Source organism: Streptomyces sp. NPDC055254 (assembly GCF_053606025.1).
The window spans coordinates 199,462-212,972 of the sequence record NZ_JBSGQV010000005.1 but is presented as its reverse complement, the minus strand read 5'-3'; the positions used below and the strand labels follow the sequence as shown (position 1 = coordinate 212,972).

Genomic DNA, 13,511 nt, shown 5'->3' with positions numbered 1-13,511 from the left:
GGCCGTGACGTTCCCACGCCGTTCCGTTCGGCGCCAACTGGCTGACTGTCCGTCATCCATCGGTATGTCGCCGCCGAGCCAGGCGCCCTTCGACATCTGTCGCGCAGACCGGACGACCGGGCTGCCGGACAGGCAATTCCCGTATTTCTCAGATCAAGGAGCATGATGCACAAACGTCGCGCATCCCGCCGCAAGAAAGCGCTGATTGCCGCGATCACCGCCGCACTCTCCGGCGGTCTGCTGTTCGGCTTCAACGCCCTCGCCCAGGCCGATGTGGTCAGCGGCACGGTCATCGGCGGGCAGGGCAACTACAAGACCGTCAACCACCGGGCCAAGCCGTCCCTCTCGGCCCAGGTGAAGGGCTCCTCGAAGGTAGGCGACAGGATCCAGATGTCCTGCCGGACCACCGGCGACACCGTGGAGAACAACCCGAGGTGGATCTACACCGGCTCGTACTACATCGCCGACGCCTTCATCAACGAGAACACCACGGCCCTGCCGGTCTGTGGTTCGACCCCGAACCCGAAACCCACCCCCACCCCTCCCCCCACGACCGCGAAGACGCTCAAGATCGACATGCAGAAGCAGGTCAGGACCCAGTGGTGCTGGGACGCCTCCGGCGTGACCATCGCCAAACACTGGGGCCGATCCGTCAGCCAGGAGCAGTTCTGCCAGCTCGCCGCCCAGGGAACCTGGGTGGACTGCAACAACCAGCCCGCGACGCTGGAGGACATGGCCAATGGCCTGGCCAGGCTGGGACTGAGGAACAGCGGCCGCAGCCTGTACCGCAACGCCTCGATCGGCGAGTCCGCCGCCGAGATCGACGCAGGACGGCCGTTCGCCGTCCGCTTCGGCTGGCGCACCGGGGGCGGTCACATGAACGTCATCTACGGCTACGACAGCGCCACCAACATGATCGCGGTCGGCGACCCGTGGCAGACCACCCAGACCTACACCTGGTGGAACCACTCCACTTACGCGAACAACAACTCGTTCCAGTGGACCCACTCCCGCATCGGCATCCAGGGCTGAGGAGCAGACCGACCATGCAGAGCACGCGACACCCCAAGCACGTGGCAGTCCGGGCCACCGTCCTCGCCACGACCGCACTCGCCGCCGCCTTGTGCGGAATCGTTCCCGTACAAGCCGCGGAGGGCGACGGCATCGCGGGCTACCAGTCCGCCCAGCAGGCCATCCGCAGCGACCAACTCCGCGAGACCGTCTCCCGCTTCCTGGTCTCGGCCCGACAGCCCCGCACTGCCACCGCCGCGGACGGCGGCACCGTCGGCACCCCCGGGAACGCACCCGCCGCGGTCGCCGCGCCGCCCGGGTTCGATCTCAACAAGGACCCGGTGCCGATGTTCGAGATCAGCCCCGAGTTCGTGACCGGCAAGGCGCAGGCAACCCCGCAGACCGCGCTCCGCCTCTCCTACCTGGCCTCCCGGGTGACCGCCTCCGACGGCAAACACGCGGCCGTACTGCTCGCGCCCAAGGGGAACGCCGCTACGCCGGGAGACAGCCCGCAGAACGTCGGTGCCGAAGGCTGGCAGCTGGCCGGCATCCGCGACGGGGACGCCGAGGTCGGCTTCGCCGAGCGCGGCACTGCACAGGCCCGCACCTTCACCGAGCCGCAGATCCACGCCTGGTACCGGCTCACCGCCGACGGCATGGTCGAGCCGCTCAACGAGGAGGCGACCACCGGCCTCGGCGGAAAGCGCGGCGTCACCCTCGCCGCCTACCAGAAGCTGGTCACCGCCCGCTACGGCGACAAGATGCCCGGCTCGGAGTACGACCGCAAGGGCCTGGCCGGCGGGTACGCCGACCTCGTGGAGGAACAGCCGGAACAGGTCGCCGCCGCGTCCGGGGCACCGGCGGCCGCGGCGTCCTGGCAGTCGATCTCCGTCACCGCGGCCGCAACCCTGGCGGCGATCGGCGGTGCGGTGGTGTACGTGCGCCGCCGGCAGACGGCCGGCGTCCGCTGACCCGACCCCATGAGGGCTGGGCCCCCTCCGTGCGCAGCCTGACGACTTCCATCGTCGGATGCGCATGAGCTCGGGAAGGGGGCCCGGCCGTGCGGCCCACCTCGGTATCGACGGAGCGGCTGCCGAGCCGTTTGCCGACCCCGCTCCCGATGGATCGGAGAGCGGTTCTGGAGCACGGCCAGACCTGTGACCGGTCCGCGGGCCGTCCCTGGTGGCCAAGCAGGCGCACTGGAATCTGTACGGCCCGCGTTTTCGATCAGCTCGACCTGTCGCGATCCGGCATTGTCATCGTCCACCGCGCCAGTGCCAAAGGGCTCCAGTTCGACACGGTCGTGGTGCCTGACACGGAGAGCGACGCGGGCAGATCCCACCTCCGCAGAACTGCGTATGGCGTACTGAACGGGAGTGGGCCTGCTACCCGCAGGTACCCGGCGTCGCCATCGCCCAGCTTTCGGATCGACGAGGTGGCGGCGGTACTCGGCACCTGCTGGGAATGGGACGGCGCCCGGCGGCTGCGCCGGGAGGACCCGGTGTGGTCGCCCGATGTGTTTCCCGGTACGCAGGCGGATCCCGTGGCAGCCGTGGCGCTACACGGCAGCCGACTACCGCGCCGCAGTACTCACGCACCCGGGCGGCCCCCCTCACGGGGCAACCGTCGGCGGCATCCTGGGACCCGCGGCTGCCGGATGCACGTGAGGAGCTGGCGCCTCACCCCTACGGATGCCACCGCCACGTCGGCGACGTCATCCCTACCGCTCCCCCTGTCGACCGCCCCCCAGCAGACCCGACCGCGGGCGGCGAGCGGCGCTCAGTCCGCTGATTCGGTGGTTCCGTCCGGGTGGATCAGGAGCCGGATCGAACCGCCGTAGCGGTCGTCACTGATCGCCGCCTGGGCCGGGCAGCCCAGTTGCTGGGCGCGCTGATGGAGGATCCCGATGACGACCTCCTGAATGTCGACGAAGGGCGGAGCGGTCACGGGGACGCCGTCGATCAGGGCCGCACTGTGGGAGAAGACGCGGACTTCGGCGGTCGGGTGCGCGGGATGCATGACGCGGTTCCCTTCAGGAGGTCACGGCGAGTGTGCCGGAGGACGGAGAGGCCACGGCGTACATGCCGCGGGATATGCGGAGGAGGCGGCCGGACTTGGCCATGGCGGACAGGGCGTTGCTGACCGACTTCGCCGGGTCCTGGTACGACCCCGGAGGCAGCGCGAGCAGGACGTCCCGGCCGGTGAAGGGCCCCGGGAGGGAACTCACCGCCTGCTCCACGGCCTGCCGCAGACTCGGCGTGCTCCACGAGACGGGCGGTAGCACGCTCCCGGAAGCAGTGTCGGGCACGGACCGCAGCGGCGTGTCGCGCCGAACGCCGTCACGGGGCCAGGCCGGGACCTGGGCCAGCGGGGCGTCTGCAGCGTACTGCTCGATGTGGGCGCCGAGTTCGCACAGCGCGGTGTGCACGGCGGCCAGCTCCGGCCCGTGCGGGGCGTTGCCGCCCGCAGTTTCGCCGTCCGGGGCGGCACTCAGCGCCGCCGTGAGCACCTCGATGCGGCGAATCGATTCAGCAAGCCGGTTCAGCAGGGGTTCGAGTATGTCCTGCCGCAGCGCGGTGAGCGGGTCGCGGGTCGCGAGCTCGACACTCACCGATCCGGTGAGTCCGCTGCCCGCCGGGCGGTACGCGCCTTCGTCCCCCGATGCCGTATGCCATGCACCGAGGCACCGGCGCGTATCCCGTAGGGCATCGAGAAGTTGGGGCCGGAGCCCTGCGGAGGGCACGCGGACCAGCATCGCCGCGATCTGCTCGGTGATTTCGAGGGTGGGCAGCATGGAGACCACGAGCGGGCCGAGTACGGCCTTCTGTATAGCGCGCGCCGGATCGTCGAGCGAGAAGGTGATACGTTCGCCTGCCGGGGCCGCCATTGATACCTCGTGTGTGTTGACTCGCATGTGACCGACGTGCGGCTGTCCACTTGCCGTGACGCGGTGTGCCTCGTTCTTCCGGGGGTCGACCCCTGGGCCCGCACGCGTACCCGTAACCGTGGCCCCCGCCGCCGAAAGAGCGGGCCGGCTCGCCCAGTACTCCTGAAGTGCATCGAACGCGTCGAGAACGACATCGACTTCCACTGGGCGGCCCCCACCGTCCGACCGGGCGACCAGCCGCCCCTGCACGTCGCCGATTCCGATCTTGCGGCGGATCCAACGCCGGTCCTGCGCAGTGGTGGCCGCCGCGTAGCCGCCGGGGTCGGACCGGGCGACGGAGTTCCGCAGGCACTCCGCCCAGAGGGGGCAGGAGGAGCAGAGCTGCCGGGCCGCGTGGATGAGAGCCTGGCGCCTCCGCGTCTGGAGCGGCGGGCCCGTCACGCTGGCGGGTGGGTTCGTGAGCAGCGGCTGACCGAAGATGTCCGGCCTTCGCTGGCATGGCAGAAGGATGGCGGCGCCGACCGCCTGAACGGATCTCGGCGGCGTTCCGTGCACTGTCGTGACCATAAAAAGATTTCCCCCGAAGCGATCATGACTCACGGGGACTCTAGATCAGGCGAGTTGGCAACGGCAAAGTTGTCTCAGATGAAGTCCTGTGCGTGGGCGGCACCAGAAGTGATGGTTCATCAGTCAATTAGTTGTCTGTGGTGACCGTCGGTACGGCGGGTCGCACGAAACGGCACTTCACCCACCTCATGCGCCGCCGGACTGAGGCGATACCGCCTCCGCGAGCCGCCAGTACCAGGATCAGGCCGAGGAATCCGAGAGGGACGGTGACGGCCGGAAGAACCGTTCCCACACCGGAAGTCACGAGGAGGAGCAGGTCGGCGAACACCACAGTGATGCCGCGGCGACCGGGGTGGTCCTTGACCATCCAGGCCCCGAGCAGGGCCATCACGGCGAGCGCCCAGTACCCGAACACCGCCTGTCCGCTGAACAGTCCGCCCGCCTGGCCACGGGCGATCTCGGCCGCGGCCGCGAAGTAGCCGGCGATCGCGCCGGTGACGAGCGTCGAGGTGAGAGCGAGCAGCAGCTGCCCGCGGCGGCGCATCAGCCACAGCAGCGCGGAGAGGACCAGCAGCCCGCACACCGTGACGAAGGAGGACATGCTGGTCGAGGCGAGCGCGAAGAGGGTGTAGGCACCGGCCAGCCCGTAGGCGATCCGGCGGAGCAGCCGCACGGCCCACGCGTCGTCGCGCTCCTGGCGCAGGAAGCGGTGGACGGAGTCGAGGGAGGGGCGAGGGGTCATGCCGGACCGTCCATTCCTGTGGCGGGGGGGCGGGGTACAAGGGCGCGGTCGGCCACGGGGCCGGCACCGGAGCCTGGTGCCGGGGGCACGGCCCGGGTGGTCTTGAGCGGCTGCTTGAACCCCACCTGCCAGAGCGGGGTGCGCACGCTCTTCGGCGGGGCCTGCAGCTCGGGCGCCGCGACGGCCACTGCGTCCAGCGCAGGCGTGGCGGCGGCAATGACGGTGTCGACCGTCGCCTTGCGGACCTCGGGGGCCTCGGCCGCGAAGCCCTGCGGGTCGATGTAACGCGGGAGGGTCGGGTCGTTGAATTGCGCGGCGGCACGCACCGCGTCGGTACCGGCCTCGGCCCGGGTCTCCTCCGGCCACCAGGTGGGCGCGTCGTAGGCGAAGTGGATGTTGTCCAGGCCGACCTTTTCGTTGGCGCGGAGGGCGACCAGTTCTTCTTGATGGAGGATCGACCGGGTGTCCGCGGTCTGGCCGAAGACGATGACCCGACCTTCGGCGACCCCCGCGTACGTCTTCGAAATCTTGGCCCAGGTTTCCCTGGCGTAGCCCGCATCGAAGCCAGCCTCCTCGCCACCGAGCGCTTCGATGACTTCGTCTTCCCAGAGGAACATGTCGTCGAGTTCACTGGCCCCCGCTGTGCCCTCGAGTGTCTGGGCCGCCCCTGGTTGGGATTTGTTCCGCTGGGCCGCCCATTCCTCGGCGATGAAGCGCTGAGACAGGAACGGGACGCCCCAGTCGTTCAGCGGCGCGTCCGGGTGCTCGATGCCGTACGACCAGAAGGCGCTGATCGGCTTCGTCCCGTCAGGCGGGGTGAGCTTGGCCTTGTCCTCGGCCAGGCTGTCGATGTAGGCCTTCGGCTCCATCTCCGCGGCCTTGGCCGCGGCCTCGATGCGCTCCACCACGGAGTCCGGATCGCTCTTGGCCTCCAGGGTCGCCCGGTACCTGGCGTTCGCCCGGCGTAGGGCTCCCTGTTCGATGTATTTCGGTATCGGTTCCGGGCTCACGGGCGTCCAGTCTCCGGGGGCCGGGGATAGACCCTTAGCTTCATGTTGACCACTCCGGTGCGGGATCCGTCGGCGGTCCCCGTGGCGGGTGTGACGGTCAGGCCGGCGAGGGCGCCGCCATGAGTTGCGAGTTCCCAGTAGGCAATGCGGTAAGGGCGCTTCTGGCTGAGCCGGGTCTCCAGCTTGGGAACGACGAACTCACCGAGCTCCTTCGGGAAGGAGGTGGAGTCCCAGGCGCCTTCCCAGGCGGGTTCGCCGAGTACCGAGCAGACGGCATTGACATAGAGCGGCCATACCCGATCGGCCTCGGCCAGTACCTGCGGGTTGCCTTCCAGGCTGTCCGCCGACGCGCCCCAGACCCAGTGGGAGAGACTCTGCACGGGTGCCCAGCTGCCGCCCTGGGCGTGGAGGGTCATCTTGCCGCCGGTGTCGGTGAGCACGTTGAGGACGTACTCGAACTGGGTGGGTGTCCAGCCGAACTGGGCGCACCACATGTCCAGGCCCTGGCCGGACAGGGGCGGGCCGTTCCAGACGGTCTCCCAGTGCACGTCGGCCAGCCCGCGCAGCTCGGTGACCAGTTCCTGCGGGGTCCGGTTCACCGGCGGTTCGAAGGACATGTGGCTGTCTCTCTTTCTCGTGTTTCGTACGTCACAGCCGCCAGCCGGGGCCATCGTTCGGGTCGGGGTCGGCCGGACCGTGGAAGGTGAGAGTGATCGTGCCACCCCCCGGACCCCGGCCCGTCCGGCAGTGCAGGTCGAGCACGATCACCGGGGCGAGCGGGTGGGAGTAGCTCCACTGGGCGAGCCGGTACGGGGCCCGGCGCTCCAGCCGGTCCGCGGCGTCTCCCCACCGGCCGGGAGCGGGCGGCGCCGGGAAGTCGGGGCTGTCCCAGGCGCCCTCCCAGCCAGGGGGGCCCAAGGCGCGGTTCATCTGGGCGAGGTGGGTCGCGTAACGGTCGAGGGCGACCGCCATGACACCCGCGCCCTGGGACGTCGAGTCCGCCCTGACCCGCCAGGCGGTGTACGACGCGCGGGTCACGGGCCCGCCGGGAACGCCGGAGGAGGCCAAGTGCAGGCGACCGGCCCGGCGCGTACGCACCCACAGGCCCGACTGGAGCCACAGCGGATGCCAGCCGAAGCGCGCGCACCACTCGCCGCGCTCGGAATCGCCCTCGGGCATCCCGGACCATACGGTGCGCCAGTCCACTCGGAGGAGCGCGCCCAGCTCCGCGGCGAGCTCCTGCGATGGGTGGTCGGTGATGACGCTTGCCATGGTCAGGGTCTCCTAGCGGGGCATCCGGTCGCCGTTGCGCGGCGGCGGAGGCTGGTACGGCGGGGCAAGCTGCTGCGGCAGAGACGGCGGGGCCGGCGGCTGGGGCGTACGCGGTTCGGCTGCCCGCGGCGGGGGCCCGCCGTCACCGGTGACCCGTCCGCTCGGGCGCGGCGCGGGCTGCGGCGCGGGTCCGGGCTGTGCGGCGGGTCCGGGCTGCGGCGCGGGTCCGGGCACGGACGGCGCGGGAGCGGGAGGCGGTCCCTGCTGCTGCACGGGGGCACTTGAGGCGCTGACCCGCCCGCTGCGGCGCCGGGTCGGCTGGGCGGCGGGTTCCTTTTCGGACTGCCGCTCTTGCTTCTGCTGCAACTGCGCGTACTGGTCCTTCTGGAGCTCAGCTCCCATCTGCGCGGTCTTGCGCTGCCCCCGCTTGGTGACGCTCGGAGCGATCCAGCCGCCTTTCTGCAGCCTCCCGCCGAGCGCGACCTTGTCCATGCCGCGGCCGGCATTCCCGGCGCCCCTCCCCGCGACCCGGCCCGCCGCCCTGGCCGTGCCGGAGGCGGCGTTGCCCGCGAGGCGCTGGCCCTGCGCGCCGATCTTGCTGCTCAGCGAATTCGCCATGTCGCCCACGCCCAGGGCATCTTCCGCACCTGAGATCTTCGGGCTGTAGCTCCCCGAGAGCAGCTTCTTGAGCATCATCACGACGGCGATCGTGACCAGTAGGAGCATCAGCAGCTGCATACCGAGCGAGATCCTCGCGGGGAGGATCATCTGGTACAGCACCAGCAGCACGGTGAGGACGACACCGAACCCCGCGCGCAGCACGAAACTGTGGATGAACGTCTCCAGCCAGCCCTTCAGCAGCTTCTGCTGGGACGGGTGGATGCCCAAAGTGGCGATCAGGGGCAACATGATGATCATGATGAGGGTCACGGCGTGCCACAGCAGCGTGAGCGCGCTGAGCACGATCACCATCAGGCCGACGATCAGCGCGGCGACCAGCGAGTAGAAGGCGAGCCCGACCCTTGCCCCGGCGTTCCGGCCGGACCAGTCGTCGAAGGGTACGGGGTAGACGTGCTGGTCCTTCTCGTCACCGTCGCTGCCCTTGCCGCCGGCGATGTCCTGCCGGATCGGGTACCACTGCTCCTTGTACTTCTTCAGATCGTCGGTGCGGCTCTCCTTGTTGGTCCGTGACTGGGCTGCCAGCTGCCGCACCCGGAGGTCCTCACAGCGTGCGCCCTTGCCCCAGTAGCACTCGGTCGCGGTGCTCTTCGGGATGCAGGCGCCGCCATCGATACGGCCTTCCTTCTTCCGGAAGATGCAGTTGTTGCCCGCCTCTCCGAACTGTCCGAGTGCCCATGGGCGGAAGGCCAGCGTGTCGTACATGGCACAGCTGGATACCCGCAGGCCCCGGTTGTCCGCTCCTTCGGGCAGGTCGCAGGGAGGCGTCATCGTGCCCGAAATGCCGCCGAGCACCGCCTCGCTGAGGAGCGCGTTGGCCTGCGCGATGCCGGCGTCCGCCTCGTGGACGACCTTGCTGAAGTTGCCGCCGGTGAGCATGACGACGACCGCGACCGTGGTAAGCGATGCCCAGGCGACGCCCGACCAGGCCTCTCGCATCTCGTTCTTGCGCCACTTGCCGAACACCCACAGACCAGTCAGCGTGATCATGACGGGGACGGCCGGCACGAAGAGGTTGTTCTTGAGCTTGTCGACGGCGTTGTCGCGCCCCTCGTACAGCCCGCCGAGCGGGCTGGGGTTGGAGGCGTACTCCTTGATGGAGATGGCCGCGCGCGTCAGCAGCTTGGTTCCGTTGAACACCATGTCCGCCACGCCATTGTTGACGTAGTCCATGATCGAACACGTGTCGGCGCCGCTGAAGTCGAGCTTCGAGTCCGTCTGGGAGGCGTCTTCCCGGTCGCGCATGGTCATCGACCAGTTCATGCCGCGCATGCCGTTGAGCTCGTACATCGTGTAGTTCTGCGCGGCCGAGGGCATGGCGACGGCCCCGTCCACCAGGCCCGTCGTGTCATTGAGGTTCTTGGCCCGCGCGGTCTCCCACTGCTTGACGGCCGGCATGATCGATTCGCCGTTGCTGCCGGGATTATCCATCTGGTAGACGTCGTTGCCCGTGAACGAGCAGGAGAAATCCACGGCGTTCGCCGTGCCGGGCATCGCAAACGACAGCGCGAACAGCGCGAGGAGGACGAAGGCACCTGCCCGGACGGCCCGGCCCGCACGCCGCATCCGATCGAGCGGAGACGCGGTCTGGCGGGTGGACCCACGTGGCTTGGCGCTACGGCGCACGGACATCGGCTTCCTTCGGGAGTTCCTCGGTAAGGGCTGTGGGGAGTCGGGGGCTACGAACGGGCGCGTCACGTGCGGAAGGGCAGTCGGTACGGCGTGCCACCCTTACGAGGGGAGGTAGTCCGTCAGGACGCAGCCGTCGACGGTGCCCTCGCGCTTGAGGTAGCCGCTCGGGATCTTGCGGTTGAAGTCGGCGTTGCACGACGCAACGAGCAATCCCGAGGGCTTCAGCGCGCGCAGCGTGTCGCCGTCGCCGGGCACGACGGCGAAGTCCGCCCCGACCATGGCGGCCGTGTCCTTCCCCGCGTCCTCGTTCGCCTTGGCCGCCCGCAGGAACTTCTGCATGTCGGAGATGGTCAGCAGGGCCATCGGTTCACCCCGTTCGGCCTCGCAGTACGCCCGCTCCTTCACGCCCGCCTCCGCCCCCTTGGGGAGGTCCTCGAAGGCGGAGGCGGTCTCCGAGTACTTGCCCAGCGTCGCGTCCGTCTTCAGGTCCTTGCACACGGTGTACTGGCTGACGAAGCGTTCCATCGCGGCGACGTCCTTCGCCTTCGGCAGGCTCTTGCCGCCGGAGGGGCCCTTGACGTTCGGCTGGTCGCCGATGCCCGAGTCCACCTGCGCGTCCCCGCCCCCGCCGCAGCCGGTCAGGGACGCGAGCGCGATGAGAGCGGCTCCGGCAGTGAGGGTCCTGGACAAGCGCATGGTGTCTCCTTCGGTACGGCTTGCGGAACGGGTCTTGGTCTCCGGCGGCGTCACGTCGCGGAGGTCGCGGCCTGGCCCGCCTCCTGCATGAAGGTCCAGTCCCACACGCTGAGCGGCGGGTCGATCCCCTGCCGGGCGGGGCGGGTCGTGCCGTTGGTGTCGGTGGCGGCGAGGATCTCCTTGAAGACAAGGTCCACGGCGACCGTGCCGACCCGTTTGTCGACGTCGCGCTGCAGGCAGACACCGGTTCGGAGTTCCTGCAGGGCCGAGACGACCTTGGTGTCGTTCTCGGGGCGGCCCAGCAGCGGCGCCACCAGCGAGGCCTCCTGCGCGGACTTCTGCTTGAACGCGAAGACGGTGTGGATCTGGTTGGCGCCACCGCTGCGGGCCTCGGAGTCCTCGATCTGGACGAGGTCGATGGCCTGCTGGGTGATCAGGACGGTGACCGCCAGGTACGAGCGGCCCTGCTTGAGGGCACGCCGCATCAGGTCGCGGCCGGCCTCGGTCGCGGTGACGACGTACGCCTCGTCGACGAACAGCGCCTTGGGGCGCAGGCCGATCTCGCCCGTCACCGGGTTCTTCTCGTAGCCGACGTCGAGCATCTGACTGCCGAGCTCCACGACCGCCATCAGCGCGGTCGCGGCCAAGCGCTCGGCCGGGTTCCAGTTGCGCGGGTCGGAGGAGGACGGGGATTGGAAGCCGCGCAGGGTGATGACGGTGCGGCGCTTGCGCATCGCGGACAGGGTCTGCGGGCGCTCGGCGAAGGCCAGTCGGGCGTACGGCAGGGTCCGCAGCTCGGTGAGGAGCATCTGGGCGAGCTTGAGCTCCTTGACCGCCTCGCGGTCACCGGTGGACACCGCGTGGTCGTAGGCGTTCACAACCTCGTCGACGACCTGCCACAGCGTCGGCCGCGGCACCTGCTGCTCGGCCTCCCGCGCGGTCAGCCCCTGCTCGGTGGCCTGCCGCATCGCGGAGTTGTACCAGCCGACGACGGTGGCCATGCCCTCGATGACGGGCAGGCGTACGCGCTGGTAGTCCTCGTCACCGAGGAACCCGCGGAGCATCGACTCGGCGAGCAGCCGGCCCGAGGGGACGTCACGGGCGACGACCCACGGGTCGAGCACGCCGGCCTGGCCCTTGAGGAGATCGACGACCTCGGTCTCCGCCCAGAACTCCGGGTTGACCGGCTGGAAGCGGCTGTGCTCCGTGCCGAGGCGGCCCGCGTCGGCGTCCTGCGCGAACTCCGGGTCGTTCACCTGGGAGCCGAAGGCCAGGTAGTAGCAGAGCTGGGCGAAGTCGGTCTTGGGGTCGATGACCAGGCAGCGCACGCCCGCCTCCGACTCCTCGTAGAACTTCTGCAGCGCGAGCGAGGACTTGCCACCGCCGGACGCGCCGACGATGGCGAGGCCACCGCCGTCGTTGCGGGCCGGGCCCACGTGCAGCGAGTAGTGGACGGGCATCTTGCCGGCCCAGCCCACGAGGTTGCCCACCCAGCCGAGCTGCTTGCCCGACCGGTGCTCGGGGTTGTCGCCGAGCTCGGTGCCCGCGGTGGGCAGTCCGGCGCCGAGCTGCTCGACCTCCTGCAGGCGCAGGTACGGCGCGAGGGGCAGCTTCGGCGCGTCACCCGGCAGCTGGGACTGCAGGAGCCGCCACTGCTGGCGGGTCGGCCGCAGCAGGGTCACCTTCAGGTCCTGCTTGAACTGCATCTCCAGGATGCGGCGACGCCGCTCCAGCTCGGTGAGGTCGGGCGCGGAGATGGTGAAGCGGATCTGCGCCTCCATGCCCGGCATCTTGTGCTCCTCGACGTCGTCGAGGAGGTGCTGGGCACGCGTGACCTGGTTGGCGAGCTGGGTGCCGGGAGAACGGCCGGAGTTGGCCATGTCGTTCATCTCGTCGACCAGGTTTCCGCTGATCTTCTTGGCCCGGTCCTTGAACTTCAAGTACGGGATGAGGGTGAACCGCATGTCGATCTCGACCGGGAAGTCGACGTGCTGCGACGCGTAGCGCGCCCAGGCGGTGGACTGCCGGAAGCGGGTCTCCGTGGGCCAGCCGGCGGCCACCAGCGTCGTCGTGTAGCTGGTGTGCTGCTCGCCGGTGACCTCGTCGTACTGGTGCAACACGATGTGCGTCTTGTGGTTCTCGCCGGAGAAGTCGACGACCAGGTCGAACTGGTCCGGTCCCCAGGAGCGCGAGCCGAGCACCGGCTCCGGCGGCACGGCCAGGTCGCCGTGGAGCGGCTTGCGGATGAGCCAGACCAGCTCCTCGCGGGTCAGCGGCACACCGTTCAGGCCTTCGAGGCTCTCGTGGACCTCGCGCGCGACCTGCGTCCACTGGGCCAGCAGGCCCGGCGACAGGTACTCGTCGTAGACGCCGGTGGCGGCCGCGGCCGCCCTGTCGGCGGTACCGCGCACGGCAGCCGTGAGCCCCGGGTCGGCGACGGGATCGTCGCCGCCGGGCAGCACCCCCGTGCCGTTCGAGCCGCGCTTGAGCGAACCCAGCTTGACCAGCAGGATGTTGCGCTCGCGGGTCGCCCCGATGCGCTCCTGGTACTCCGCCTTGCGGAGGTTGTACGCCTTGTAGTTCTCGGTCGGGTCCCAGGCCACCGTGTTGAGCTGGTCCGCCCACTCCACGGCCGTGATCGGCCGGTACACCTTGCGGTAGTGGCACTCGACGTTGCGGTCGCCGCGGGCGAGGTTGAGCAGGCCGCGGGCAGGGCCCTCGGCCATCGCCTGGAGCTCGCCGGCGTTGAGGTACTCGTCGATGGCGGTGGGCAGCACGAGCCCGGTCCACACTGATTCGCCGTGGACGAAGACCATGTCGTCGGCGTAGCGGTAGGGCAGCCGCATGTCTTCGCGGCGCTTGGACTGGCCGGGCTGGTTCCGGGAGCCGCGCGCGTTATGCGAACCGCCGGAACCCTGGCTGTCCTTGGCCTTCTTGGAGCCGGCGGAGGCGATGAGCATGGCGATCAGGAAGAAGGCGACCGCCCCGCCCAGAAGGATCATCATGATCATGAGGG

General features: G+C 69.7%; 11 protein-coding genes and 1 pseudogene. 2 read left to right on the top strand and 10 right to left on the bottom strand.

The window, feature by feature from the left end; all coding sequences use genetic code 11:
- The first annotated feature begins 162 nt into the window (after window positions 1-162).
- Entirely contained in the window at window positions 163-1,032 is an 870-nt protein-coding gene (locus ACWFQ8_RS07850; protein WP_453785320.1) for a papain-like cysteine protease family protein, read from the top strand.
- 14 nt (window positions 1,033-1,046) lie between these two features.
- A complete protein-coding gene (locus ACWFQ8_RS07845) occupies window positions 1,047-1,982 on the top strand; it encodes a hypothetical protein (RefSeq protein WP_453785319.1) in 936 nt (311 codons plus the stop codon).
- 808 nt (window positions 1,983-2,790) lie between these two features.
- On the opposite strand, the gene ACWFQ8_RS07840 is transcribed toward ACWFQ8_RS07845, so the two are convergent.
- From ACWFQ8_RS07840 to ACWFQ8_RS07795, 10 genes and pseudogenes are all read right to left on the bottom strand, one after another.
- Window positions 2,791-3,030: a hypothetical protein gene (locus ACWFQ8_RS07840; RefSeq protein ID WP_453785318.1), complete on the bottom strand. Its 240-nt coding sequence runs from the start codon at window positions 3,028-3,030 to the stop codon at window positions 2,791-2,793.
- Between the two features lie 13 nt (window positions 3,031-3,043).
- Window positions 3,044-3,898 (bottom strand): hypothetical protein, encoded by an 855-nt coding sequence (locus tag ACWFQ8_RS07835; protein WP_453785418.1) that lies wholly within the window; start codon window positions 3,896-3,898, stop codon window positions 3,044-3,046.
- 291 nt (window positions 3,899-4,189) lie between these two features.
- Window positions 4,190-4,465: pseudogene (locus tag ACWFQ8_RS07830) on the bottom strand (hypothetical protein); the annotation flags it as partial.
- Window positions 4,466-4,592: 127 nt separating this feature from the next.
- The gene (locus ACWFQ8_RS07825) at window positions 4,593-5,207 is read right to left on the bottom strand and encodes a hypothetical protein (RefSeq protein ID WP_453785317.1); all 615 of its coding nucleotides are present in this window, start codon (window positions 5,205-5,207) and stop codon (window positions 4,593-4,595) included.
- On the bottom strand, window positions 5,204-6,217 hold the full coding sequence (locus ACWFQ8_RS07820) for a hypothetical protein (protein WP_453785316.1): 1,014 nt from the start codon (window positions 6,215-6,217) through the stop codon (window positions 5,204-5,206). Before ACWFQ8_RS07820 ends, ACWFQ8_RS07825 begins: the two co-directional genes overlap by 4 nt.
- Window positions 6,214-6,834 (bottom strand): hypothetical protein, encoded by a 621-nt coding sequence (locus tag ACWFQ8_RS07815; protein WP_453785315.1) that lies wholly within the window; start codon window positions 6,832-6,834, stop codon window positions 6,214-6,216. Before ACWFQ8_RS07815 ends, ACWFQ8_RS07820 begins: the two co-directional genes overlap by 4 nt.
- Window positions 6,835-6,865: 31 nt before the next feature.
- Window positions 6,866-7,489 carry a hypothetical protein gene (locus ACWFQ8_RS07810; RefSeq protein ID WP_453785314.1) on the bottom strand — a complete coding sequence of 208 codons (624 nt, stop codon included), beginning with the start codon at window positions 7,487-7,489 and terminating at the stop codon, window positions 6,866-6,868.
- Window positions 7,490-7,501: 12 nt separating this feature from the next.
- Complete coding sequence (locus ACWFQ8_RS07805; protein WP_453785313.1) at window positions 7,502-9,733, bottom strand: hypothetical protein; 2,232 nt, start codon at window positions 9,731-9,733, stop codon at window positions 7,502-7,504.
- A gap of 165 nt (window positions 9,734-9,898) precedes the next feature.
- Window positions 9,899-10,495: a hypothetical protein gene (locus tag ACWFQ8_RS07800; RefSeq protein ID WP_453785312.1), complete on the bottom strand. Its 597-nt coding sequence runs from the start codon at window positions 10,493-10,495 to the stop codon at window positions 9,899-9,901.
- Between the two features lie 50 nt (window positions 10,496-10,545).
- Window positions 10,546-13,506, bottom strand: a complete 2,961-nt coding sequence (locus tag ACWFQ8_RS07795; protein WP_453785311.1) for an ATP-binding protein — start codon at window positions 13,504-13,506, stop codon at window positions 10,546-10,548.
- Window positions 13,507-13,511 lie beyond the last annotated feature (5 nt).

Excerpts from the sequence above, each read along its gene's own strand:
- ACWFQ8_RS07850 (WP_453785320.1), top strand. The coding sequence starts at position 163 with ATGATGCACAAACGTCGCGCATCCCGCCGCAAGAAAGCGCTGATTGCC.
- ACWFQ8_RS07845 (WP_453785319.1), top strand. The coding sequence starts at position 1,047 with ATGCAGAGCACGCGACACCCCAAGCACGTGGCAGTCCGGGCCACCGTC.
- ACWFQ8_RS07840 (WP_453785318.1), bottom strand. The coding sequence starts at position 3,030 with ATGCATCCCGCGCACCCGACCGCCGAAGTCCGCGTCTTCTCCCACAGT.
- ACWFQ8_RS07835 (WP_453785418.1), bottom strand. The coding sequence starts at position 3,898 with ATGGCGGCCCCGGCAGGCGAACGTATCACCTTCTCGCTCGACGATCCG.
- ACWFQ8_RS07825 (WP_453785317.1), bottom strand. The coding sequence starts at position 5,207 with ATGACCCCTCGCCCCTCCCTCGACTCCGTCCACCGCTTCCTGCGCCAG.
- ACWFQ8_RS07815 (WP_453785315.1), bottom strand. The coding sequence starts at position 6,834 with ATGTCCTTCGAACCGCCGGTGAACCGGACCCCGCAGGAACTGGTCACC.
- ACWFQ8_RS07810 (WP_453785314.1), bottom strand. The coding sequence starts at position 7,489 with ATGGCAAGCGTCATCACCGACCACCCATCGCAGGAGCTCGCCGCGGAG.
- ACWFQ8_RS07805 (WP_453785313.1), bottom strand. The coding sequence starts at position 9,733 with ATGCGGCGTGCGGGCCGGGCCGTCCGGGCAGGTGCCTTCGTCCTCCTC.
- ACWFQ8_RS07800 (WP_453785312.1), bottom strand. The coding sequence starts at position 10,495 with ATGCGCTTGTCCAGGACCCTCACTGCCGGAGCCGCTCTCATCGCGCTC.
- ACWFQ8_RS07795 (WP_453785311.1), bottom strand. The coding sequence starts at position 13,506 with ATGATCATGATGATCCTTCTGGGCGGGGCGGTCGCCTTCTTCCTGATC.